General features: G+C 72.9%; 11 protein-coding genes. 7 read left to right on the top strand and 4 right to left on the bottom strand.

Annotated features, from left to right (window positions below; genetic code table 11):
• Positions 1-7 precede the first annotated feature (7 nt).
• The 3 genes from ACWD1U_RS35365 (at position 8) to ACWD1U_RS35355 (ending at position 13,167) form a co-directional block, all read left to right on the top strand.
• Positions 8-6,628 (top strand): type I polyketide synthase, encoded by a 6,621-nt coding sequence (locus ACWD1U_RS35365; protein WP_451113463.1) that lies wholly within the window; start codon positions 8-10, stop codon positions 6,626-6,628.
• A gap of 5 nt (positions 6,629-6,633) precedes the next feature.
• Entirely contained in the window at positions 6,634-9,759 is a 3,126-nt protein-coding gene (locus ACWD1U_RS35360) for a type I polyketide synthase (protein WP_451113462.1), read from the top strand.
• 126 nt (positions 9,760-9,885) lie between these two features.
• Complete coding sequence (locus ACWD1U_RS35355; RefSeq protein ID WP_451113461.1) at positions 9,886-13,167, top strand: non-ribosomal peptide synthetase; 3,282 nt, start codon at positions 9,886-9,888, stop codon at positions 13,165-13,167.
• Positions 13,168-13,316: 149 nt separating this feature from the next.
• Here ACWD1U_RS35355 and ACWD1U_RS35350 read toward each other — a convergent pair whose 3' ends face one another.
• The 3 genes from ACWD1U_RS35350 to ACWD1U_RS35340 all read right to left on the bottom strand — a co-directional run bounded on the left by ACWD1U_RS35350 (position 13,317) and on the right by ACWD1U_RS35340 (position 15,745).
• Positions 13,317-14,093, bottom strand: coding sequence for a MerR family transcriptional regulator (locus tag ACWD1U_RS35350; protein WP_451113460.1), 777 nt, complete (start codon positions 14,091-14,093; stop codon positions 13,317-13,319).
• Between the two features lie 4 nt (positions 14,094-14,097).
• Positions 14,098-14,898 carry an alpha/beta fold hydrolase gene (locus ACWD1U_RS35345; RefSeq protein ID WP_451113459.1) on the bottom strand — a complete coding sequence of 267 codons (801 nt, stop codon included), beginning with the start codon at positions 14,896-14,898 and terminating at the stop codon, positions 14,098-14,100.
• Positions 14,899-14,983: 85 nt separating this feature from the next.
• On the bottom strand, positions 14,984-15,745 hold the full coding sequence (locus ACWD1U_RS35340; RefSeq protein ID WP_451113458.1) for a thioesterase II family protein: 762 nt from the start codon (positions 15,743-15,745) through the stop codon (positions 14,984-14,986).
• A gap of 286 nt (positions 15,746-16,031) precedes the next feature.
• Between ACWD1U_RS35340 and ACWD1U_RS35335 the strand changes: the two genes are divergently transcribed.
• From ACWD1U_RS35335 to ACWD1U_RS35320, 4 genes are read left to right on the top strand one after another with little or no spacing between them, the layout of a single operon-like run.
• The gene (locus tag ACWD1U_RS35335; RefSeq protein ID WP_451113457.1) at positions 16,032-17,609 is read left to right on the top strand and encodes an acyl-CoA carboxylase subunit beta; all 1,578 of its coding nucleotides are present in this window, start codon (positions 16,032-16,034) and stop codon (positions 17,607-17,609) included.
• Positions 17,610-17,657: 48 nt separating this feature from the next.
• Positions 17,658-19,556, top strand: coding sequence for a 2-oxoacid:acceptor oxidoreductase subunit alpha (locus ACWD1U_RS35330; RefSeq protein WP_451113456.1), 1,899 nt, complete (start codon positions 17,658-17,660; stop codon positions 19,554-19,556).
• Positions 19,546-20,571, top strand: a complete 1,026-nt coding sequence (locus ACWD1U_RS35325; RefSeq protein WP_451113455.1) for a 2-oxoacid:ferredoxin oxidoreductase subunit beta — start codon at positions 19,546-19,548, stop codon at positions 20,569-20,571. The genes ACWD1U_RS35330 and ACWD1U_RS35325 overlap by 11 nt, the downstream gene beginning before the upstream one ends.
• A gap of 26 nt (positions 20,572-20,597) precedes the next feature.
• Entirely contained in the window at positions 20,598-22,187 is a 1,590-nt protein-coding gene (locus ACWD1U_RS35320; protein WP_451113454.1) for an acyl-CoA mutase large subunit family protein, read from the top strand.
• A gap of 21 nt (positions 22,188-22,208) precedes the next feature.
• Here ACWD1U_RS35320 and ACWD1U_RS35315 read toward each other — a convergent pair whose 3' ends face one another.
• Positions 22,209-24,272 carry an aminotransferase class I/II-fold pyridoxal phosphate-dependent enzyme gene (locus tag ACWD1U_RS35315; RefSeq protein WP_451113453.1) on the bottom strand — a complete coding sequence of 688 codons (2,064 nt, stop codon included), beginning with the start codon at positions 24,270-24,272 and terminating at the stop codon, positions 22,209-22,211.
• Positions 24,273-24,923 lie beyond the last annotated feature (651 nt).

Genomic DNA, 24,923 nt, shown 5'->3' with positions numbered 1-24,923 from the left:
GAGAACGATGACCAACGACAACAACGCCGATGTTCTCGAGTACCTGAAACGGACATCGATCGAGCTGCTCGAAACGCGCAAGCGCCTCCAGGAGGTGACGGAGGCCGCCGCCGAACCCATCGCCGTCGTGGGCGTGGCCTGCCGCTTCCCGGGCGGGGCCTCGACCCCGGAGGCGCTGTGGGAGCTGGTGCGGGCGGGCGCGGACGCCATGTCGGACTTCCCCGACGACCGCAACTGGGACCTGGAGAACCTGTACGACCCGGACCCGGACCGGCCCAACAGCTGCTACGCGCGCTCGGGCGGTTTCCTCTACGACGCGGGCGACTTCGACGCCGACTTCTTCGGCATCAACCCGCGCGAGGCGCTGGCCGCCGACCCGCAGCAGCGGCTGCTCCTGGAGACCTCGTGGGAGTCCCTGGAGCGGGCCGGTATCGACCCGGAGAAGCTGCGCGGCAGCGACACCGGCGTGTTCGCCGGCCTCGCCTACTTCGGCTACGGCAACCACTTCACCACCCCCGAGGCCATCTCGGGCTACGCGCAGACCGGTTCCCTGCTGAGCGTGGCCTCGGGCCGGGTGTCGTACACGCTGGGCCTGGAGGGCCCGGCGGTGTCCACCGACACCGCGTGCTCGTCGTCGCTGGTGGCGGTGCACCAGGCGGTGCAGTCGCTGCGGCAGGGCGAATGCGGCCTGGCCCTGGCCGGCGGCGTCACCGTCGTGGGGATGCCGCAGGTGTTCCGGGAGTTCTCGCGGCAGCGGGGCCTGTCCGCCGACGGACGGTGCAAGGCGTTCGCCGACGCGGCGGACGGCACCGGCTTCGCCGAGGGCGTCGGCATGCTGGTCCTGGAGCGGCTGTCGGACGCGCGGCGCAACGGACGCCGGATCTGGGCCGTCATCCGCGGCTCGGCGATCAATCAGGACGGCGCCTCCAACGGCCTGACCGCACCGAACGGACCGGCCCAGCAGCGCGTCATCCGGGCGGCCCTGGCCAACGCCCGGCTCCAGGCGGCCGACGTGGACGTGGTGGAGGCCCACGGCACCGGCACGACGCTGGGCGACCCCATCGAGGCGCAGGCGCTGCTGGCCACCTACGGGCAGGACCGGGACCCGGACGCCCCGCTGTGGCTGGGCTCGCTGAAGTCGAACATCGGGCACACGCAGGCCGCCGCCGGTGTCGGCGGCATCATCAAGATGATCATGGCGATGCGGCACGGCGTCATGCCCAGGACGCTGCACGTGGACCGCCCCTCGACCCACGTGGACTGGTCGGCCGGCGCGGTCGAGCTGCTCACCGAGGCCAGGCAGTGGCCCGGCACACCGGAACGCCCCCGCCGGGCCGGCGTCTCCAGCTTCGGCGCCAGCGGCACCAACGCCCACCTCATCCTCGAAGAGGCACCCGAGCCCGAACCGGCCGCCGACACCGCCGGGGCCGGGCAGCCGGCCGACACCGCCGACCCCGCACCGGCCGCCACCGGCGGCCCCGTGCCGTGGGTGCTGTCCGCGCGCTCGCAGCAGGCACTGCGCGCGCAGGCCGCCAAGCTGCGCGAGTTCGTCGCCGCCGACCCCGACGCGGATTTCGCCGACATCGGCGCCTCGCTGGTGTCGACCCGATCGTCCTTCGAGCACCGCGCGGTGGTCGTGGGCCGCGACCGCGACGACCTCCTGAACGCTCTCACGGCCCTCGGCGACGGCGCGGAATCCCCCGCCGTCGTACGGGGCGAGGCCGGTGAACCCGGCGAGCGCGTCTTCATGTTCCCCGGCCAGGGCGCCAAGTGGACCGGCGTGGCGCGGGAGCTGTACGACACCTTCCCCGTCTTCGCGCAAACCCTCGACGAGGTCTGCCGGCACTTCGACGCGCACCTCCCCTTCGCCCTGAAGCCCCTGCTCCTCGCCGACGAGCCCGAGGGACGCGGACGCACCGACGTCATGCAGCCGGCGCTGTTCGCCCTCCAGGTCGCCCTGTACCGGCTCCTCACCCGGTACACCCCCCGGCCGGACCGTCTGATCGGCCACTCCGTCGGCGAGATCGCCGCCGCCCACGTCTCCGGCGTCCTCGACCTGGACACCGCGACCCGGCTCGTCGCCGCCCGTGGACGCGTCATGCAGACCGTCACCGAGCCCGGCGCCATGCTCGCCGTACGCGCCCCGCTCGCCGAGGCCGACACGCTGCTCGCCCCGTACACCCGGGTGGGTCTCGCCGTCGTCAACGGCCCCGAGTCGGTGGTGCTCGCGGGCCTGCGCGACGAGGTCCACGACCTGCGCGACCGGCTCGTCGCCGACGGCAGGTCCGCGAAGCTGCTCCCGGTCGACCACGCCTTCCACTCCCCGCTCATGGACCCCGTCCTGGACGAGTTCGCGCAGGCCCTCGGCGCGTTGCCCACCGACGGCGAGTTGTCGATCCCGATCGTCTCGACGCGCCTGGGCCGCGAGGCCACGTTCGAGGAGTTGACGTCCGTCGAGCACTGGGTGCGGCACGTCCGCGAGCCCGTGCGCTTCCACGACGCGGTGGAGCGGGCCCGCGAGGCGGGGGCGAACGTCTTCGTCGAGGTCGGTCCGGGCTCGACGCTCGCCGGCCTCGTCAAGGACGCCTTCGCCGGCCAGGGCGTCGCCGACGCGGTGGTCCTCTCCACCTCGCGCACGGGCCGCGGGACGGCCGAGGCGCTGACCGGCGCCCTCGCCGGACTCCACGTCAGGGGCGGGTCGGTGGACTGGGCCGCCCTGTTCGGGCCGCGCCCGCCGGTCGACCTCCCGACGTACGCGTTCCAGCGGCAGCGGTACTGGATGGACTTCCTGGCCGGACAGCGGTCGGCGGACGTCACCTCGGCCGGCCTGTCGGCCCCCGGCCACCCCCTCCTGAGCGCCGTGGTGGAGCACCCCGGCACCGACGAGGTGGTCTTCACCGACCTGTGGTCCCTGCGGACCCACGACTGGGTGGCCGACCACGCCGTGTTCGGCGCGGTCGTCGTACCGGCCACCGCCTACCTGGACCTGGCGCTGTCGGTGGGCGAGCGCGTCGGGTGCGGCGCGGTCGAGGAACTCACCCTGGCGGTACCCCTGATCCTGCCCGACACCGGCGACGTGCGGGTGCGGGTCGTCGTCGGCGCGGAGGACGAGACCGGTCGCCGCTCCCTGGAGGTGTACGCGCGCCCCGACGAGGACGGCCCGACGGCGGGCGGCTGGACCCGTCACGCGGCGGGAACCCTGTCACCGGACACGCCGGACGCCTCGGGCACACCCGCCGCCGATGCCGAGGACACCCGCGCGTTCGCCGCATGGCCCCCGGCCGGGGCGGAGCGGATCGGCATCGAGGACCTCTACGACTCCTTCGCCGACGCGGGCTTCGACTACGGCCCGGCGTTCCGCGGGCTGCGCGAGGTCTGGCGCCGCGGCGACGACCTGTTCGCCCTCGCCACCCTGCCCGAGAGCGCCGAAGCGGCCGGCGGCGGGTTCGTCCTGCACCCGGCGCTGATGGACACCGTCCTGCACGCGGCCGTGGCCGGCGGAGCCGTCCCGGTGACCGGCGGCCAGGGCTGGATGCCCTTCTCGTGGTCCGGCGTGCACGCGCCCGGCGCGTGCGGGGCGACCGTACGCGTCCGGCTCTCCGCCGCCGCCGAGGGCGTCGTGTCCCTGACGCTCGCCGACGAGCGCGGCCGCCGCGTCGCGCACGTCGAGGCGCTGACGTTCCGGCCGGCCGGCGCCGAGCAGGTGCACGCGGCGCACGGCGGACAGCAGCGGTCGCTGTACGAACCGCACTGGCGGCCGGCCCGGCAGGGCGAACGCGAGACCCACCGCGGGCCGTGGGCCGTACTCGGCGCGAAGGACGGCCGGGCCGCCCTGCTTGCCGCGGCCGGCGACGAACGCGTCTCCCTTTACGAGTCCCTCGACGAGGTCTTCCAGGGGGAGCCGCCCCGGCACCTCGTCCTGTGCCTGGACGACATCGTCACCGACGGCGCCGACCCGCTCACCGCGGCCGGCGACGCGGACAAGCACGTCCTCGCCCTCGTCCAGCGCTTCCTCGCCGAGGAACGGCTCGCCGACTCCACCCTGGTCGTCCTCACCCGCCTGGCCCTGGACACCGGCGTGGGGGAGAGCCTCGAGAGCCTCCCCGGCGCGTCCGTGTGGGGCCTGGTCCGCTCCGCCCAGACCGAGCACCCCGGCAGGTTCCGGCTGCTGGACATCGACGACGAGGAGACCTCCCGCTCCCGCCTCGCGGACGCCCTCGCCCTCGCCGAGGACCAGCTCGCCCTGCGCGACGGCACGGCCCTCGTCCCCCGCCTCGCGCCGGCCGCGCCCGCGGACCACCGGATCGAGCCGCCGGCGGACGGCACCCACCGCCTCGGCATCCCGAACAAGGGAACCCTGGAGAACCTGACCTGGGTGCCCTGCCCCGAGGTGGCAGAGCCCCTGACGAGCGGGCAGGTCCGCATCGCCGTGCACGCCGCCGGGCTCAACTTCCGCGACGTCACCATCGCCCTGGGCCTGATCGACCGTACGGCCATCGACGCCGGACTCGGCAGCGAGGGCGCCGGCGTCGTCCTCGAGGTGGCGGACGACGTGACCGGCTTCGCGCCGGGCGACCGCGTGACCGGCATCTTCTCCGGTGCCTTCGGCCCCGTGGCCGTCGCCGACCACCGCATGCTCGTGCCCGTCCCCGACGGCTGGAGCTACGCCGAGGCCGCGTCCGTGCCGTGCACCTTCCTCACCGCCTACTACGCGCTCTTCCGCGCCACGAAGCTGGAGAAGGGACAGCGGATCCTCGTCCACGCCGCGGCCGGCGGCGTCGGCATGGCCGCCGTCCAGCTCGCCCGGCACATCGGCGCCGAGGTCTACGCCACCGCCAGCCCGGCCAAGTGGCCCACCCTGCGCGCCCTGGGCATCGACGACGCGCACCTGGCGTCCTCGCGCGACCTGGAGTTCGCCGGGAAGTTCCTGGACTCCACCGACGGGCGCGGCGTGGACGTCGTACTCAACTCCCTCGCGCACGACTTCGTCGACGCCTCCCTGACCCTGCTCCCCGGCGGCGGCACGTTCCTCGAGATGGGCAAGACCGACATCCGCGACCCCCAGAGGGTGGCGGCCGGCCACCCCGGAGTCGACTACCGGGCCTTCGACCTCTACGCGTCCGGCCCGGACACCATCCACGCCATGTTCCAGGAGGTCATGGCGCTGTTCGCCGACGGACGGGTGCGGCTGAGCCCGGTCTCCGTGCGTCACATCCGCGACGCGCGCAGGACGTTCCGCGAGATGAGCCAGGGCCGCCACGTCGGCAAGCTGGTCTTCGAACTGGGCGACGCCCTCGGCGGCGGCACGGTGCTGGTCACCGGCGGAACCGGCGGCGTCGGCTCGATCGTGGCGCGGCACCTCGTCGCCGAACGCGGTGTGCGCAGCCTCGTCCTGGCCAGCCGCCGGGGCACGGCGGCCGACGGCGTGCCGGAACTGGTCGCGGACCTCGAGGGCGCGGGCGCCACCGTCCGGGTCGTGGCCTGCGACGTCGCGGACCGGGCCGCCGTGGCGGACCTGCTCGCGGACATGCCGCCCCGGTACCCGCTGACGGCCGTCGTCCACGCGGCGGGCACGCTGGCGGACGGCACCGTGGAGTCACTGACCGCCGAGAGCCTCGACCACGTGCTGGCCGCCAAGGCCCGCGGCGCGGTCAACCTGCACGAGCTGACCCGGGACCGCCCCCTGTCGGCGTTCGTCCAGTTCTCCGCCCTCGCCGGCACGCTCGGAACCGCCGGACAGGCCAACTACGCCGCCGCCAACGCCTTCCTGGACGGACTGGCGGCGCGCCGCAGGGCGTCCGGCCTGCCCGGCACCTCGCTGTGCTGGGGCTGGTGGGAACAGAGCAGCGGCATGACCGGGGACCTGGACCAGGCCGACCTCTCCCGGCTGCGGCGGATGGGCATCGCCCCGATGCCGACCCCCGAGGCACTGGCGCTGTTCGACGCGGCGTGCGCCCTCGACAAGCCGGTCCTCGTACCGGCCCGGGTGGACGTCGCCGCGCTGCGGGGCAGGACCGGCGACGACGTGCCGCCGCTCCTGCGCGACCTCGCCGACGGCGGCCGCCCGCGCCGCAACCGGTCGGGCACCGCCGGGGACGGCGGCTCCCAGGCCCTGGCCGCCAGGCTTGCCGCCCTGCCGGCCGACGAGGCGGAGGCGGCCGTCCTGGACTGGGTCCGCGACCAGGTCGCCGTCGTGCTCGGACACCCCTCCGGCGCCGTCGTCAACGTCGACCAGGCCTTCACCCAGCTCGGATTCGACTCGCTGACCTCGGTCGAACTGTGCAACCGCCTGGCCTCCTCGACCGGCCTGCGCCTGCCGACCACCCTCGTCTTCAGCTACCCGACCCCGCGCGAGCTGAGCGAGTACCTGTCCGGCCTGCTGCGCCCGGCCGCGGACCCCGGCACGGACACGGACGGGGACGAGGACGCGCGGATCCGCGAAGCGCTGCGGAACGTGTCGATCGACAGCCTGCGCGCCGCCGGCCTCCTGGACCTGGTCCTGGCCTGCGCGGACCCGCACCCGGCGGACGACGACACGCCGGCGGCGGACGCGGACACCGGCGCGGACGAACTGACGGACCTGGACCTGGAAGCACTGGTCGACCTGGCCTTGGACGAGAAGAGGTAAGTGACATGACCAACTCCGCGGATCGCACAGCGGACGGCGCGGACCGGGTCCAGCGGGCGCTCCGCACGCTGCTGGAGGAGCGCGACCGCCTCCGGCAGGAGAACGAAGCCATGAAGGCCGGCCGCGGCGAGCCCATCGCCGTGGTGGCCATGGCGTGCCGCTACCCGGGCGGCGTGTCGTCGCCCGAGGACCTGTGGGGCGTGGTCCGCGGCGGCCTGGACGTCGTGGACGACTTCCCGAAGGACCGCGGCTGGCGCGACGTGTACGACCCCGATCCTGACGCCGCCGGCAGCTCGCACACCCGCCAGGGCGGCTTCCTGAGCGACGTGGCGGGCTTCGACGCCGAGTTCTTCGGCATCAGCCCGCGCGAGGCACTGGCGGTCGACCCGCACCACCGCCTGCTGCTGGAGACGTCCTGGGAGGTCTTCGAACGGGCCGGCATCGTCCCCGCCGACGTGCGCGGCGCCGACGTCGGCGTCTTCTCCGGCGTCAGCTCCTCCGAGTACGGCTGGCGCTTCCTGAACAACAGCCCCGAGGAACTGGAGGGCTACCTGCTGTACGGCAGCGCGCTGAGCGTCGCCTCCGGCAGGGTGGCGTACCAACTGGGCCTGACGGGACCTGCGGTGTCCGTGGACACGGCGTGCTCGTCGTCGCTGGTGGCCCTGCACATGGCGGTGCAGTCACTGCGCTCGGGGGAGTGCTCCCTCGCGCTGGCGGGCGGCGCGTCGGTCATCTCGACGCCCGCGATGTTCGTGGAGTTCTCCCGGCTGGGCGCCCTGTCGGCGGGCGGCCGGTGCAAGGCCTTCGCGGACGGCGCCGACGGCACCGGCTGGGCCGAGGGCGTGGGCGTCCTGCTGCTGGAGCGGCTGTCCGACGCCCGCCGCAACGGCCACCCGGTGCTGGCCGTCGTCCGCGGCAGCGCGGTCAACCAGGACGGGGCCAGCAACGGCCTGACCGCCCCCAACGGCCGTGCCCAGGAGAAGGTGATCCGCAAGGCACTGGCCAACGCCGGCGTCGCCCCTTCCGAGGTCGACCTGGTCGAGGCCCACGGCACCGGGACCGTCCTCGGCGACCCCATCGAGGCGGGCGCGGTGCTCGCCGCCTACGGGCAGGGCCGGGCCGAGGACCGGCCGCTGTGGCTGGGGTCCCTGAAGTCGAACCTCGGGCACGCCATGGCCGCCGCCGGTGTCGGCGGCGTCATCAAGGCCGTGATGGCCCTGCGCCACGGGTACCTCCCCAAGACCCTGCACGTGGACGCGCCCACCTCGCACGTCGACTGGTCCTCCGGCGACGTCGAGCTGCTCGTGGAGGGCCGCGAGTGGACCCGCGCGGAGGCTCCCCGGCGGGCCGGGGTGTCGTCCTTCGGCGTCAGCGGCACCAACGCGCACGTCGTCCTGGAGGAAGGACCGCCCGAGGAGGAGCGGGCGGCCGAGGACGGGCCCGAGGCGGGCGTCGTCGGCGGACTCGTGCCGTGGGTGGTGTCGGGCAGGAGCGCGGCGGCCCTGCGGGCCCAGGCGGGCAGGCTCCGTGACGTCGCCGCCGCCGGCGCGGACCTGGACCTCGCCGGCGTCGGCTGGTCGCTGGTGTCGGGCCGGTCGACGTTCGAGCACCGCGCGGTGGTGCTGGGCCGCGACCAGGACGAGCTGCTGAGCGGTCTGACGGCGCTCGGCGACGGTGCGGAGTCCGCCGCCGTGGTGAGCGGCGTCGCCGCCGGGACGGGCCCGGTCGCCTTCGTGTTCCCCGGCCAGGGCTCGCAGTGGGCCGGCATGGGCCGGCAACTGTACGACGCCTTCCCGGTCTTCACCGAGGCTCTCGACGCGTGCGCGGACGCCCTGGCCGAGTGGGTCGACTGGTCGCTGCTCGACGTGGTGCGCGGCGTGGAGGGGGCACCGGGCCTGGACCGGGTGGACGTGGTCCAGCCGGCGCTGTTCTCGGTGATGGTGTCCATGGCCGCCCTGTGGCGGTCCTGGGGTGTGGAGCCGGCCGCGGTGGTCGGACACAGCCAGGGCGAGATCGCCGCCGCGTACGTGTGCGGCGCGTTGTCCCTGCGGGACGCCACCCGGGTCGTCGCGCTGCGCAGCAAGGCCCTCGTGGACCTGATCGGCCACGGCGGCATGGCATCGGTCGCGGAATCCGCCGAGGTCGTGGCGGAACGCCTCGCTCCGTGGGAGGGGAGGGTCAGCGTCGCCGTCGTCAACGGCCCCCGCTCCGTGGTGGTGTCCGGCGAACCGGACGCGCTCGACGAGTTCGTCGAGAAGATGAAGGCCGACGGCGCCCAGGCCCGGCGGATATCCGTCGACTACGCCTCCCACTCCCACCACGTGGCCCGGGTCCGCGACCAGGTGACCGGCGCGCTGTCCGACGTGAGCCCGAGCACCTCGAAGCTGCCCTTCTACTCGACCCTGTACGGCGAGAAGACCGACAGCGCGCGGCTGGACGCCGGCTACTGGTACGACAACCTGCGCGAGAAGGTCGTCTTCGAGACGTCCGTGCGGCGGCTGGCCGAGGACGGCTTCCGGGTTTTCGTCGAGATGAGCCCGCACCCCGTGCTGACCGTCCCGGTGCAGGAGACCGTCGAGGACGTGGCCGACGCGCTGGTCCTGTCGTCGACGCGACGGGACCGCGACGAGGTGGAGGCCGTGCTCGGCTCGCTGGCCCAGCTCCACGTCCACGGCGGATTTGTCGACTGGTCCGCCCTGTTCGCCGCCCGCCGGCGGGTGGACCTCCCGACGTACGCGTTCCAGCGGCGGCGGTACTGGCTGAACCCCACGCACACGGCACCCACCGCGCAGCTGCCCGCGACGGAGCCCCCCGCCGCCGACGACGACACCCTCGTCCCCCTGGCGGACCGGATCGCCGGCCTCTCCGACGACGACGCGCGCTCCCTCGTCCTCGACCACGTCCTGGAGCGGGTCGCCCTCGTCCTCGGACACTCCGCCGACCAGGTGGTCGACCCCGACGAGGAGGTCCTGAAGATGGGCTTCGACTCGATGCTCTCGGCGGAACTGAGCAAACGCCTCACCGCGTCCACCGGGCTCAAACTGCGGGCGAACATGGTGCTGCGGCACCCGACCCCGCGCCTGATCGCCGAGCACGTCACGACCTCACTGGCGGGGCGCGGCACACGCTGAACGACCGCGCGCCGGGGCGTCGGACCGCCGGCGGGACTGTCCCGCCGGCGGGACACCGCGAGGCCGGCGGCGGCCTGTCCCGCCGGGTACCGACTTGTCTTGTACGGCAGGTACACCCCCCGGAAGATGGGGGCGATCTGTGAATTCTTCCGTTACCCGGGCCTGTCTGCTGAGGGGTTGATCTGTGTGCCTTCGTTCGGTGCGTCGTCTGCGCATGAAGGGATGTGGCGGGCGCAGCACATGGCTCCCGACACGCCGAATCACGCGCTGACCATGTGGGATGTGGACGGGGAACTGGACACGGCGGTCATGGAGTCCGCGTTCCGGCACGTCATGGGCGAAGCGGAAGTGCTGCGCGTCAACTTCGCCGACCACGACGGCGAACTGCGGCTCGTACCCCGGGAACTGGGGGACTGGCGGCCCTTCCACCTCGACCTCAGCGCCGAGGCCGACCCCGAGCAGGCGGCCCGCGACGCGCTCGCCGACCTGGTGCGGCAGCCGTTCGACCTGGAACGGGACCTGCTGTTCCGGCTGGGCGTGGTCCGGCTCGCCGCCGACCGCTCCCTCCTGGTGATCGCCTACCACCACCTCATATCCGACGGGTTCGGCGCGGGCGGCCTGCTGTCCCGGCGCCTCGCCGAGGTCTACACGGCCCTGGTCCGCGGAGAGCAGGTCCCTGAGCTGCCGCACCCGTGGGACATCGAGTCCTTCGCGGCCGAGGCCGTCGAGTACCGAGGCTCGCAGCGGTTCACCGAGGACTCCGAGTTCTGGCGCGACTACCTGAAGGACGCGCCGGCGCCCGCCCAGGTTCCCCGCATCGCCCTGTCCGACGCGCAGCGCTCCGCGCTCTCCGAACCGCTGAGCAGCGCCGACCGCTGGTCGGAAGTGGCCGAGACCATCGGTATGGTCAGCCGCACGCTGACCGTCCCGCGGGCCGAGGCCGACACGTGGACCCGGACCGCGAAGTCCATGGGCCTGTGGATGTCGCAGCTGATCACCGCTGCCGCGGCGGTCTACTTCCGGCACCGCTGCGACCGCCCCGAGTTCCTCCTCTCGCTCGCCGTGGGCAACCGCGTCGGCGTGGCCAGCAGGACACCCGGCCTGGCCGTCAACGTGGTGCCGGTGCGCGTCGGCATCCCGCTCGGCGCGACCTTCACCGACATCGCCGACCAGCTCGTCGACGAGACGTACGAGATCTTCGACCACGCCGCCTGCCACTACTCGGACATCCAGCGCGCCGCCGGCACCGTCCTGAGCGGCCGCGGCAGCTTCGGCACCGTCATCAACGTCGTCGAGTTCGTGGAGCGGCTCCACTTCGGCGACAGCCCGGCCCGCTACTCGGGCGCGACGACCGGAACCTTCGAGGAACTGTCGATCGGCGTCTACACCGACGGCAGCGCCGACAGCGACCTCTACATCCGCCTCGACGCCCCCGCCAACCTCTACCACCGCGCGGAGCTGCGCTTCATCGGCGAGGAGCTGATCGCGCACATCCGCGCCACGGTCACCGCCGGCGCGCAGCCGGTCGGCGCCCTGGACGTGGTCGGCGGCGCCGAACGGCACCAGGTGCTCCGGGCGCCCAACGACACCCAGGCACCGCTGCCAGAAACGACGGTCGCGCACCTGTTCGCCCGGCAGACGGAGCGGGACCCCGACGCCGTCGCGCTGGTCCACGGCGACGCGGTCCTCACCTACCGGGAACTGGACGAGCGGTCGGACCGCCTCGCCGAGGAACTGCGCCGGCGGGGCGTCGGCCCCGAGACGGTCGTGGCGGTCGCGCTGCCCCGGTCGGCCGGCCTGGTCACCGCCCTGCTGGCCGTGGCGAAGGCGGGCGGAGCCTACCTGCCCGTCGACCCGGCCTCCCCGGCCGAGCGGATCCGATCCCAGGCCGGCACCGGCACGGCACTCCTCCTGCTCACCGACACGGCGAGTGCCGGCACGCTCCCCGCCGGCCTCGCCGTGCCCGTACTCGTGTGCGACGACATCCGCCCGGACTCCGCCGCCGACGCCGCGTCCGATGCCCCGGCCCCGTCGCCCGCCCACCCGGACAGCCTGCTGGCCGTGCTGTACGGCTCCGGATCGACCGACGGGGCCACGGCGGTCGCGCTGACCCACCGGAACATGCTCCGGTTCGTCCTGGACCGGCACTGGAAGGAGGCCGGCCCCGCCACCGTGCTGTGGCACGCGCCGCACACCTCCGACGCCCTCGCCCTCGAGGTGTGGGCGCCGCTGCTGAACGGCGGCCGCGTGGTCGTCGCCCCCGAGGGACGGCTCGACGCGGACGTGCTGACCGCGGCGCGAGCGGCGCACGGCATCACCACCGTGTGGCTGCCCGCGGGCCTGTTCTCGGCGATCGCGGCGGGACACCCCGAGCGCCTCGCCGGGTTGTGCGAGGTCTGGACCGGCGGTGACCGCGTGTCCGCGGCGGCGCTGCGCCGGGTCCGCGAGGCCTGCCCCGAGCTGACGATCGTCCACGGCCACGGCCCGAGGGAGACGACCGTGTTCGCCGCCCGCCACCGCCTGCCCGCCGGCGATCCGGTGCGCCACGCGGACGCGGTCGGCCGCCCCATGGACAACACCGCCCTCTACGTCCTGGGCCCGGGACTGGCGCCGGTCCCGGCCGGCGTGACCGGTGAGCTGTACGTGGCCGGGCCCGGCGTGGCACGCGGCTACGCCGAACACCCCGGACGGACCGCCGAGCGCTTCGTGCCCTGCCCGTTCGGTCCGGCCGGTGCGCTCATGTACCGGACCGGGGACCGGGTCCGCTGGGGCACCGACGGCCGCCTCGACTACGTGGCCCGGGCCGACGCCCAGGCGGACGTGCGCGGCGTGCGGGTCGAGCTGGCCGAGGTCGAGGAGGTGCTGTCCGAGTACAGCGGCCTCGCCCGCTCCGTCGTGGTCGTCCGGGAGGACGCCACAGGCCAGCAGCGGCTGGTGGCCTACGTGGTCCCGGCGGCCGGCCGGACCGTCACCGCCGACGAACTGCGCCGCTTCGCCGCGGGATGGCTGCCGGAGTCCATGGTGCCGTCACTGTTCATGGTGCTGGAGCGCCTGCCGGAGACGGCCGAGGGCAGGGTCGACCGGGCGTCGCTGCCGGAACCCCGGTTCGACGACGGGACGTACCGCGCACCGCGCAACGACACCGAACGGGCCCTGGCCAAGGCCTTCGCCGAGGTGCTCGAACTGGACCGGGTGGGCATCGACGACGACTTCTTCGACCTCGGCGGCAACTCGCTGCGGGCGATCCGCCTGGTCGGCCTGATCCGGGCCGAGCTGGACCAGGAGGTGTCCATCCGCAGGCTGTTCGCGGCGCGCACCGTCACCGGCCTGTCCGACATGTGGCGGGACCTCGCCCAGTCCGGCAGGCCGGCCCTGCGCAGGAGGACGAAGGCGGGCGCGGTCCTCTGAGGGCCGTCCGCGCCGGGACCCCCGGGGCACCCGGCGACGCCAGTCGCCGCAGGTGCCGGGAGGTCCTGGTGCCGGGAGGCCTGTGCCGCGAGGGCCCGGCGCCGGGTGGTCCAGGCTGGTCGCCCCGGCCGGTCCGGCCGGGCGGGCCGTCACTGGTACGGGATGTCGACGCCGGCCGCGCGCAGGTTCGCCTCGAGCAGCTCGGTCAGCCGGGCAGCCGCCGGCGCCTGGTCCTCCCGGTGGTGGTTGATCAGCCCGTAGCGGGTGGCGGCGTCGGGCCTGGCCCGGAACTCGGCCGGCATCGTCAGCAGTTCGCGGTCGGCCAGCAGTTCGGCGGACAGGTCGGACGCGAGCTGGTCGAGCCGCGGATCGTCCGGAGCCCACGACTCGACGTCCTGGCAGAGCTTCATCAGCTCGATGTACCGGGGATGGGCGAGCTGGCGTTCGAGCTGGACCACGAGGCTGTCGAAGATCTCCGGTACCAGGGTACGGGCCAGCATCAGGGCTTCCTGCTGGAGGGCCACGTAGTCGGCGCTGAAGCCGAGCTCGGCGAGCCGGTCCAAGGCCGTACAGGCGCGCTCGGGCAGCAGGAGCCGGTCGCCTGCGGCGAGCCGGCGCAGCGCCGCGCGGCGCGCGATCAGTTCCTCGATCCGGTCGTTGAGCCGCCGCTCCACGTCCTCCAGGGCGGCGGCGAACCGCTCGGGACCGGCGTCGAGCAGGTCCCTGACCTCGGCCAGCGGCACTCCCGCGCCTGCGAGCGTGCGGACCTGGACCAGACGCAGCATGTCGGACGATCCGTAGCGGCGGTAACCGGAGCTGTCGCGTTCCGGTTCGTCGACCAGACCGAGCCGGTGGTAGTGGCGCACGGCCTTCACCGTGACGCCGGCGAACGCGGCCGCCTGACCGATCGTCAGTCCGTACACCATCTGCTCAGCGGGCCCCTTGGTCGTGCGTGGCCGCGATCTCGCGCACGGCCTCGGCGACGGCCCGGAAGTCCTTGCGCAGAATGCGGGAGTGGTTGCTCGCGACCTTCGCGCTGACCTGGAGGTGCGGGTTCCGGGCGAGCACCGGGTCGAGCGAGGCCCGCATCCGCTCCATCTCCTCCCGGTCCCCGCCGAGGTTGCCGTCCGTGGCCAGGACGTACCGTACCGGGTAGGTCGCGCGGTCGAGGACCGGCCCGAGGGCGGCGCAGATCTCGTTGATCTCGATGTTGACCTCGGCATGCTGGTCGGCGGTCATCCGCGCGGACAGACCGAGCGGGCGCAGCAGCGGCAGCAGCAGGCGCATCCGGCGGAACAGGCGCCGGATCCGCTCACGGGCCTCCTCGCCGGTGATGCCGTACGGAACGGCGCCGTCCACGGACACCACACCCAGGACGCGGTCGGGGTTCCGGTCGGCCCAGTGGACGGCCAGAGCCGCGCCGTAGGACCACCCGACGAGCAGCGGACGGTCCACGCCGGTCGCCTCGAGAACGGCGTCGAGGTCTCGGACACACGCTTCGAAGGAGTAGTCCGCCGACCGCCTGGACCGGCCGCGAGCCCGCTCGTCGTACGTGATGTGCCGCCAGCCGGAGCCGAGTTCGGAGATCACGGGCCGCCAGGGCCGGTGGCCGCAGTAGGAGCCGTTCAGGTAGACGACGGGAAGGCCGGGGCCGCGCGTGTCGGTGACGGACAGGGCCGTGTCGTCGACGGGGAGCATGCCGGCCCGGGACGAAGCGGTGGAAGTGGTCATGGACGTCAGCGTCCACCCTGACCCTGGGTCAGGGTCAACCGACGACATCGAGCCAGGACCCGAGCCCGGCCGCCGGCCCGCGCGCTCAGGAAGCGGCGGTACCGGCGAGCCACCCTTCGGTGACGACCACGGCTATCCGGTGGATGTGGTCGGCGAGGTAGAAGTGGCCGCCGGGGAACACCTTCAGCGCGAAGTCACCACTGGTGTGCTCCCGCCAGGTCCGAGCCTCCCGCACCGTCACCATCGGGTCGCGGTCCCCGATCAGGGCGGTGATCGGAGCGGTGAGCGGCTCTCCCGCGCGCCAGTCGTACGAGGCGAGGGCCCGGTAGTCGGCCCGCAACGCCGGCAGCACCAGCTCCAGGAGGTCGGGGTTGTCGAGCATGGCCTGGTCGGTGCCGCCCAGCCTGCGTACCTCGGCCAGCACGTCGGCGTCGTCGTAGTGGACGTAGTGGGCGCTCTTCCCGGTGTCCGGAGCGCCCCGGCCGGACAGGAACAGCCGCTCGGGGGCCGGCAGTCCGGCCGTGCGGAGCCGCCGGGCCGTCTCGAAGGCGACGAGCGCGCCCATGCTGTGGCCGAACAGGGCGTACGGCCGTCCGGGGTCCGCGGCCAGCTCGCGGGCCAGCTCCTCGGCCACCGCCTCGACGAGCCGGTCCAGGCTCGTGAACGGCGCCTCGTTGTACCGGTCCTGGCGCCCCGGGTACTGCACCGCCACCACGTCGAAGTCCGCCGGCAGTGTACGCGCGAGCTGGGTGTAGGCCGTCGCGGAGCCCCCCGCGTGCGGGAAGCACACGAGCCGCGGCCCGTCCCCCGCGGTCGTGGTGAAGCGCCGGAACCACTCGCTGTTCACAGTTGGTGCGTCCCTTCGTCTGTGCCGGCCGACCGGTCCGGCACTGCGCGGAAGGCCCGCCGGTGCCCACGGGGGTGGGGGGCGCCGACGGGCGACCGGATGCCCCGCGAGGGCTCATGCCCGTCCACACCGGAGCTCACGACCCGAGCGTCGCGCCCCGTCCTCGACGGCTGCTCGCAGGCCGGTGGAGAGCCACCCGGCCGGCGTCATCCCGCGCTCCATCCGGCTTCGAGCGACATGACGGAGGCTTCTCGGTGGTTCATGACGACGGCCGGAAGGGGACCTCATGACCGCCCTGGACGACAAGCCGGCCGGGCAGCGGCTCGGCACGGTCGCCGAGCTCGAGGCCGTACGGGTCGCCATGCGTGAGGGTCCCGGCGTGCGGGCCACCGAGGCGCAGCACGCCAAGGGCAAGCTCACCGCCCGCGAACGGCTCGCACTCCTCTTCGACGACGGCCGCTTCACCGAGGTCGAAGGGCTGCGCCGGCACCGGGCGACCGGATTCGGCCTGGAGGACAGGCGCCCCCACACCGACGGTGTGGTCACCGGCTGGGGCCGGGTGTCCGGACGCACCGTCTTCGCGTACGCCCACGATTTCAGGATCTTCGGAGGCTCCCTCGGCGAGGCGCACGCCGACAAGATCCACAAGATCATGGACATGGCCGCCACCGCCGGGGCCCCCATCGTGGGCCTGTGCGACGGCGCCGGGGCGCGCATCCAGGAAGGCGTGACCGCGCTCGCCGGCTACGGCGGGATCTTCCAGCGCAACGTCCGCAACTCCGGGGTGGTCCCGCAGATCAGCGTCATGATGGGTCCCTGCGCGGGCGGGGCGGCCTACTCCCCGGCGCTGACCGACTTCGTGTTCATGGTGCGCGGCACCTCGCAGATGTTCATCACGGGGCCGGAGGTGGTGAAGGCCGTCACCGGAGAACGGATCAGCCAGGACGAACTGGGCGGCGCCGACGTCCACGCCGCCTGCTCCGGGGTCGCCCACTTCGCCTACGACGACGAGGAGAGCTGCCTCGCCGACGTCCGCCACCTGCTGTCCTACCTGCCCGCCAACAACCGCGAGCTGCCGCCGTCGCAGCCCTGCGCCGACCGGCCCGACCGGCTCACCCCGGCCCTGTACGACCTGGTGCCGACCGAGCCCAAACACGCGTACGACATGCGGAAGGTCATCGAGGAGTTCGTCGACGCGGGCGACTACTTCGAGGTGCACGAGGCCTGGGCGCCCAACATGGTGTGCGCCCTGGCCCGACTGGACGGCCACACCGTCGGCATCGTCGCCAACCAGCCAGCCTCCTTCGCCGGGGTCCTCGACATCAAGGGCAGCGAGAAGGCGGCCGGCTTCGTTCAGATGTGCGACTCCTTCAACATCCCGCTCGTGACACTGGTGGACGTGCCGGGGTTCCTGCCCGGCGTCGACCAGGAGCACGGCGGCATCATCCGGCACGGCGCGAAACTCCTCTACGCGTACTGCAACGCCACCGTCCCCCGCGTCCAGCTCATCCTGCGCAAGGCCTACGGGGGCGCCTACATCGTCATGGACTCCCGCTCCATCGGCTCGGACCTGTCGCTGGCCTGGCCCGGCAACGAGATCGCGGTGATGGGCGCGGAGGGCGCCGCGGGCGTCGTCTTCCGGCGCGAGATCGCCGCCGCCGCCGACCCCGAGGCCGCCCGCGAGCAGTACATCAAGGAGTACCGGGACCAGCTCATGCACCCGTACTACGCCGCCGAACGCGGCCTGGTGGACGACGTCATCGATCCCGCCGAGACCCGGGTCAGACTGATCGACGCGCTCGCCGTGCTGCGCACCAAGCACCTGGCGCAGCCCTCCCGCAAGCACGGCAACCAGCCCCAGTGACGCCCCGGTCCCACGCGCGGACCGGCAACGACAGGAGCCGACACACTCATGTCCGTCGAAACCACTGCCCCCGTAGCCCCGGGGGCGGTTGACAAAGAAGTCCGCCGGCTGAACCGGGTGGTGATCCGGTTCGCGGGCGATTCGGGTGACGGGATGCAGCTCACGGGCGACCGTTTCACTTCGGAGACGGCGTCCTTCGGCAACGATCTGTCGACGCTGCCGAACTTCCCGGCGGAGATCCGGGCGCCCGCCGGGACGCTGCCGGGAGTCTCGTCGTTCCAGCTGCACTTCGCCGACCACGACATCCTGACTCCCGGCGATGCGCCGGACGTGCTGGTGGCGATGAATCCGGCGGCGCTGAAGGCGAACGTGGGTGATCTGCCGCGGGGTGCGGAGATCATCGTGAACACGGACGAGTTCACCAAGCGGGCGATGCAGAAGGTCGGCTACGCCGTCTCGCCCTTGGAGGACGGTTCGCTGGACGGGTTCCACGTGCATCCGGTGCCGTTGACGACGCTGACGGTGGAGGCGCTGAAGGAGTTCGACCTCACGCGGAAGGAGGCCGAGCGGAGCAAGAACATGTTCGCGCTCGGGCTGCTGAGCTGGATGTACCACCGGCCCACCGAGGGCACCGAGAACTTCCTGAAGACGAAGTTCGCGGGGAAGCCGGACATCGCGGCGGCGAACATCGCGGCGTTCCGGGCGGGCTGGAACTTCGGGGAGACGACCGAGGACTTCGCGGTCTCCTATGAGGTGGCTCCGGCGGCGAGGGCGTTCCCGCCGGGCACGTACCGCAACATTTCGGGGAATCTGGCCCTGTCCCTGGGGCTGGTTGCGGCGTCGCGGCAGGCCGACCTGCCCCTCTTCCTGGGCTCGTATCCGATCACGCCGGCCTCGGACATCCTGCACGAACTGTCGAAGCACAAGAACTTCGGTGTGCGTACGTTCCAGGCGGAGGACGAGATCGCCGGCATCGGGGCCGCGCTGGGCGCGGCGTTCGGCGGCTCCCTGGCGGTGACCACCACCTCCGGGCCCGGCGTGGCGCTCAAGAGCGAGACGATCGGGCTGGCCGTGAGTCTGGAGCTGCCGCTGCTGGTCGTCGACATCCAGCGCGGCGGGCCCTCCACGGGGCTGCCGACCAAGACCGAACAGGCGGATCTGCTGCAGGCGATGTACGGGCGCAACGGTGAGGCGCCGGTGCCGGTCGTCGCTCCCCGCACTTCGGCGGACTGCTTCGACGCGGCGCTGGAGGCGGCCCGGATCGCGCTGGTCTACCGCACCCCGGTGTTCCTGCTCTCCGACGGCTACCTCGCCAACGGGTCCGAACCCTGGCGCGTCCCCGAGACCGATGAACTCCCTGATCTCGCGGTGAGCTTCGCGCAGCACCCGAACCACACCCTGGACGACGGCTCCGAGGTGTTCTGGCCCTACAAGCGTGACCCGCACACCCTCGCCCGCCCCTGGGCGGTGCCGGGCACGCCGGGGCTGGAGCACCGGATCGGCGGGATCGAGAAGCAGGACGGGACGGGGAACATTTCCTACGACCCGGCCAACCACGACTTCATGGTCCGCACCCGCCAGGCCAAGATCGACGGCATCACCGTCCCGGACCTGGAGGTCGACGACCCGGACAGGGCACGGACCCTGGTGCTCGGCTGGGGGTCCACCTACGGGCCGATCACCGCTGCCGTGCGGCGGCTGCGCGCGGCCGGGGAGTCTGTCGCCCAGGCCCACCTGCGCCACCTCAACCCCTTCCCGCCCAACCTCGGCGAGGTACTCACCCGGTACGAGCGCGTCGTCATCCCGGAGATGAACCTCGGCCAGCTCGCCACCCTCATCCGCGCGAAGTACCTCATTGACACCCACTCCTACACCCAGGTCAACGGCATGCCGTTCAAGGCGGAACAGCTCGCCACCGCCCTCAAGGAGGCCATTGATGGCCACTGATCTCGTACTCACGGCGAAGGACTTCAAGTCCGATCAGGAAGTGCGCTGGTGCCCCGGCTGCGGTGACTACGCCGTCCTGGCCGCCGTGCAGGGCTTCATGCCCGAACTCGGTCTGGCCCGGGAGAACATCGTCTTCGTCTCCGGCATCGGGTGCTCCTCCCGTTTCCCGTACTACATGAACACCTACGGGATGCACTCCATCCACGGCCGCGCCCCCGCCATCGCCACCGGCCTGGCCACCTCCCGCCGCGACCTGTCCGTGTGGGTCGTCACCGGCGACGGCGACGCCCTCTCCATCGGCGGAAACCACCTCATCCACGCCCTGCGGCGCAACGTCAACCTCAAGATCCTGCTGTTCAACAACCGGATCTACGGCCTGACCAAGGGCCAGTACTCCCCGACCTCCGAGGTCGGCAAGATCACCAAGTCGACCCCGATGGGCTCCCTCGACGCGCCCTTCAACCCCGTCTCGCTGGCCATCGGCGCGGAGGCCTCCTTCGTCGCCCGGACCGTCGACTCCGACCGCAAGCACCTCACCGAGGTGCTGCGCCAGGCCGCCGCCCACCCCGGCACCGCCCTGGTCGAGATCTACCAGAACTGCAACATCTTCAACGACGGCGCCTTCGACGCCCTCAAGGACAAGCAGCAGGCCCAGGAGGCGGTGATCCGCCTCGAACACGGCCGGCCGATCCGTTTCGGCGCCGACGACACCAAGGGCGTCGTCCGCGACCGGCAGACGGGAGACCTCGAGGTCGTCACCGTCACCGCGGAGAACGAGGCGGACATCCTGGTCCACGACGCGCACGCCGCGTCCCCCACCACCGCCTTCGCCCTGTCCCGCCTCGCCGACCCCGACACCCTGCACCACACCCCCATCGGCGTCCTGCGCTCCGTGGACCGGCCCGCCTACGACACCCTCATGGCCGACCAGCTCGACACCGCCATCGAGCAGAACGGCAAGGGCGACCTCGACGCGCTCCTCGCCGGCGGCGACACCTGGACCGTCGTCGGCTGACGCCGGCCCTGTGGAAACGGAAGACGATGAAGGACAACACCAGAACAGGCGAGTCCGGGCTGCCCATCGAACCGGTCTACGGGCCCGACGCCCTGGCGGGCTGGGACCCGGCGGAGCAGCTGGGCGAGCCGGGGACGTACCCCTTCACGCGGGGTGTGTATCCGTCGATGTACACGGGCCGTCCGTGGACGATGCGCCAATACGCGGGTTTCGGTACGGCGACGGAGTCGAACGCCCGGTACAAGCAGCTGATCGCGAACGGCACGATGGGGTTGTCGGTCGCCTTCGACCTGCCGACCCAGATGGGCCATGACTCCGACGCGCCGATCGCGAGCGGTGAGGTCGGCAAGGTGGGGGTGGCGATCGACTCGGTCGACGACATGCGGGTGCTGTTCGGGGGGATTCCGCTGGACAAGGTGTCGACGTCGATGACGATCAACGCCCCCGCCGCCCTGCTGCTCCTGCTGTACCAACTGGTCGCCGAGGAGCAGGGGGTCAGTGCCGACAAGCTCACCGGCACGATCCAGAACGACGTGCTGAAGGAGTACATCGCGCGGGGGACGTACATCTTCCCGCCGAAGCCGTCGCTGCGTCTGATCGCGGACATCTTCAAGTACTGCAAGGCCGAGATCCCGAAATGGAACACCATCTCGATCTCCGGCTACCACATGGCCGAGGCGGGAGCCTCGCCGGCGCAGGAGATCGCCTTCACCCTTGCGGACGGCATCGAGTACGTGCGCACGGCGGTCGCCGCCGGCATGGACGTCGACGACTTCGCGCCCCGCCTGTCCTTCTTCTTCGTGGCCCGCACCACGATCCTGGAGGAGGTCGCGAAGTTCCGTGCGGCCCGCCGGATCTGGGCGCGGGTGATGCGTGAGGAGTTCGGCGCGAAGAACCCCAAGTCGCTGATGCTGCGTTTCCACACCCAGACGGCGGGCGTGCAGCTGACGGCCCAGCAGCCCGAGGTGAACCTCGTCCGTGTCGCGATCCAGGGCCTGGGCGCGGTCCTCGGCGGCACGCAGTCGCTGCACACCAACTCCTTCGACGAGGCCATCGCGCTGCCCACCGACAAGTCCGCCCGCCTCGCGCTGCGGACGCAGCAGGTGCTCGCCTACGAGACGGACGTGACGGCGACGGTCGACCCCTTCGCCGGTTCCTACGTCGTCGAGAAGATGACCGACGACCTGGAGACGGAGATCGTCGCGCTCATGGACAAGACGGAGCAGCTCGGAGGGGCCGTCCGCGCCATCGAGCACGGCTTCCAGAAGTCCGAGATCGAGCGCAACGCCTACCGCATCTCGCAGGAGACCGACTCCGGCGAGCGTGTCGTGGTCGGCGTCAACCGCTTCCAGCTCGACGCGGAGGAGCCCTACGAGCCCCTCCGCGTCGACCCCGCCATCGAGGCCCAGCAGGCCGAGCGGCTGGCCAGACTGCGCGCCGAGCGGGACCAGGTGGCCGTCGACACGGCGCTCGCCACCCTGAAGAAGGCCGCCGAGGGCGAGGACAACGTCCTCTACCCGATGAAGGACGCGCTGCGGGCACGCGCCACCGTCGGCGAGGTCTGCAACGCCCTGCGCGAGGTCTGGGGCACGTACGTGCCGACGGACGCGTACTGACCCAGGACCGCCCGGCAACGGTCAGGCCACTTCCGGCGCGGGCACGTACCGTCCTTCTGCGCGGTGCGCGCCCACGCCGGAGAGGGCGCGCCCGGCCTCCCTCCCGGCCTCCAACTCGGCCTCCAGCACCCCGGCCAGCCGGCGCACCCCCTCGCGGATCCGGTCCGGTGCCGGGTAGCAGTAGGACAGCCGCATCTGGCGGCTGCCGGACCCGTCCGTGTGGAACCCGGTGCCCGAGGCGTACGCCACCTGTGCGGCCACCGCGCGCGGCAGCATCGCCTTGGTGTCGACGCCCTCCGGCACCGTCACCCACACGTAGAACCCGCCGTCCGGCGTCGTCCATGTACAGCCCGGCGGCAGGTACCGCTCCAGCGCGGACAGCATCGCGTCGCGGCGCTCGCGGTAGTTCTCCCGGAACACCTCGATCTGGCCCTGCCAGTCGTGCGTGGCCAGGTAGCGCGACACGATCGTCTGGTTCAGGGTGGGCGGGCACAGCGTCGCCGACTCCGTGGCCAGGACCAGCTTCTCCCGCACCGCGGTCGGCGCCAGCACCCAGCCGACCCGCAGCCCGGAGGCGAACGTCTTCGAGAACGAGCCCAGGTACACCACGTTGTCCGGGTCCAGCGAGCGCAGCGCAGGATAGGTCTGCCCGTCGAAGCCGAGCAGGCCGTACGGGTTGTCCTCGACCACCAGCACGTCGTACGTGCGGCAGATCTCCAGGATCTCCGCCCGCCGTTCGACCGCCAGCGTCACGCCGGCCGGGTTGTGGAAGTTCGGGATCGTGTAGAGCAGTTTCACGCGCTGCCCGGCGTCCGCGGCCTGCCGCAGCGCGGCCCGCAGCGCCTCCGGCACCAGGCCGTGCCCGTCCATCGCCACGTGCACGACCCGCGCCTGGTACGCGGTGAACGAGCCCAGCGCGCCGACGTACGACGGGCCTTCGGCCACCACCACGTCACCCGGGTCGCAGAACAGCCGGGTCACCAGGTCGAGACCCATCTGCGAGCCGACCGTCACCACGACGTCGTCCGGATGCGCCGTGATGCCCTCCAGCGCCATCACGTCGCAGATCTGCTCCCGCAGCAGCGGCGAGCCGTGCGCCGACGCGTACTGGAGCGCCGTCAGGCCGTCCTCCGCGATGATCCGCGCGGTCTGCTCCGCGAGCGTCCGCAGGGGCAGTGCGGCCAGGTTCGGCATGCCGCCGGCCAGCGAGACCACCTCCGGTCTGCTCGCGACCGAGAACAACGCCCGGATCTCGGAGGCCGTCATGCCCGCGGTGCGCGCTGCGTACCGGGCCCGGTGCGGGTCCAGGACGGTAGGAGGGCTGTACGGCTTCGCTGGGCTGTTCTCGGTCATGGAGGCGACCTTCTGGGCTCGGTGGACAAGGTCACTGCCGTACGGGGACCGCGGGGAGCGCTCGGGCCGCTCGGCGACGTCGTCCCGGTCCGGACACCCGTCCGCACCGCTGAGGCCGGACGGTTCCCGGTAGCGCCGGAACGACGTCGTGCCCTCGCGCAGGTCGACCCGCTCGATCGTCGCGGCGGGCGTGGCACGGCCGGCCCCCATGCCCACCTGGCCGCAGTGGGCGAGGGCCTCCGGTTCCGAGGCGAACACCAGCCGCCCGTCCACCACCGCGTGATGGACCGCCTCGGTGCCGGAGCGGTCCCGCGCGAAGAGGATCTCGTCCCGCCGCCGGTCGAGGACCGCCAGCGCGAACGTCCCGCGCACGGCGTCGAGGAAGGCGAGGCCCTCGGCCTCGTAGAGGTGCAGCAGGATTTCGCGGTCCGACTGCGTCCGCAGCCGTACCCCGGGCAGTGCGGCGGCGAGCTCCCGGTGGTTGTGCACCTTGCCGCTCGCCATCAGCACGATCTTTCCGTCCGCCGACACGAACGCGTGGGCACCGTCCTCGAGCGCGGCCGACGCCGGCCACGCGCACCCCATCACCGCCGAGCCGTCCCGCACCACAGCACGCCCGCCGGGGCCCTGGCGGTTCAGCGCGTCGAGCATCGAGTCCACCGCCGCCGCCTCGTGGTCCGTGGCCCGGGACGCGGCCGATCCGAGCACCGCCAGTCCTGCCAGCCCGCCCATGTTCCCTCCACCCTTCGGTCCGGTTGCTCCCCGCGGGGCCCGGCGATCGCGGCCCGCGTTCGCTTTCGGCCCGGTGAGCCGGCCCGGACACGGGAGTCGCGCGTACTCGTCGCCCGGCGGCCGTGGCGGAACCCCGGCCCCGGACAATCGCACGCACCGAATCGCCACCTTGTCCAGCCTCGCCGGACAGCATGGGCAGGTCCGCTCGGGATCGGCTCAAGTCCGCCTAAGCAACCGGTCGGGAAAGGAAAGGGCCGGCCGAAGGTCACCCCGACGGACCGCCGCTCCACGGCCCGTGGGGCGCCGCGTACTGCGCGAGCGGTCCTCCACCCGCCCTCGACGGGCGAGAACCACCCTGGTGCCGCCGCAGACCCGCCAGGGGAAGGACGCACATGTCGGAGGAAGAGCCGCCACGGCTCCGCTGCTTCGCGCACGCCGGCCCGGCGGTCTCCGCGCTGCACGGCCGGCCGTCCACCGCGGGGCCCTTCCCCCGACGGTGAACCACTCGCCCCGCTCTTCGACACACGCCCCGCCGCCCGGCGCGGCTCCGGCTCGGCACCGGCACCGCGCGGGTGATCCGGGTGCCGCGCGACGACCGGGCCGCCGAGCAAGCGCCGGGCAGCGCGGCCCGCCGGTCACTCACCCCGCCGG

The organism is Streptomyces sp. NPDC002788 (genome assembly GCF_053592115.1).
Note: the sequence above shows the minus strand (reverse complement) of the source record. Positions and strands in the feature narration are given on the sequence as shown.

Coding starts and splice junctions, on each gene's coding strand:
- ACWD1U_RS35320 (WP_451113454.1), top strand. CDS start 20,598: ATGAAGGACAACACCAGAACAGGCGAGTCCGGGCTGCCCATCGAACCG.
- ACWD1U_RS35360 (WP_451113462.1), top strand. CDS start 6,634: ATGACCAACTCCGCGGATCGCACAGCGGACGGCGCGGACCGGGTCCAG.
- ACWD1U_RS35315 (WP_451113453.1), bottom strand. CDS start 24,272: ATGGGCGGGCTGGCAGGACTGGCGGTGCTCGGATCGGCCGCGTCCCGG.
- ACWD1U_RS35355 (WP_451113461.1), top strand. CDS start 9,886: ATGGGGGCGATCTGTGAATTCTTCCGTTACCCGGGCCTGTCTGCTGAG.
- ACWD1U_RS35345 (WP_451113459.1), bottom strand. CDS start 14,898: ATGACCACTTCCACCGCTTCGTCCCGGGCCGGCATGCTCCCCGTCGAC.
- ACWD1U_RS35325 (WP_451113455.1), top strand. CDS start 19,546: ATGGCCACTGATCTCGTACTCACGGCGAAGGACTTCAAGTCCGATCAG.
- ACWD1U_RS35365 (WP_451113463.1), top strand. CDS start 8: ATGACCAACGACAACAACGCCGATGTTCTCGAGTACCTGAAACGGACA.
- ACWD1U_RS35335 (WP_451113457.1), top strand. CDS start 16,032: ATGACCGCCCTGGACGACAAGCCGGCCGGGCAGCGGCTCGGCACGGTC.
- ACWD1U_RS35350 (WP_451113460.1), bottom strand. CDS start 14,093: ATGGTGTACGGACTGACGATCGGTCAGGCGGCCGCGTTCGCCGGCGTC.
- ACWD1U_RS35330 (WP_451113456.1), top strand. CDS start 17,658: ATGTCCGTCGAAACCACTGCCCCCGTAGCCCCGGGGGCGGTTGACAAA.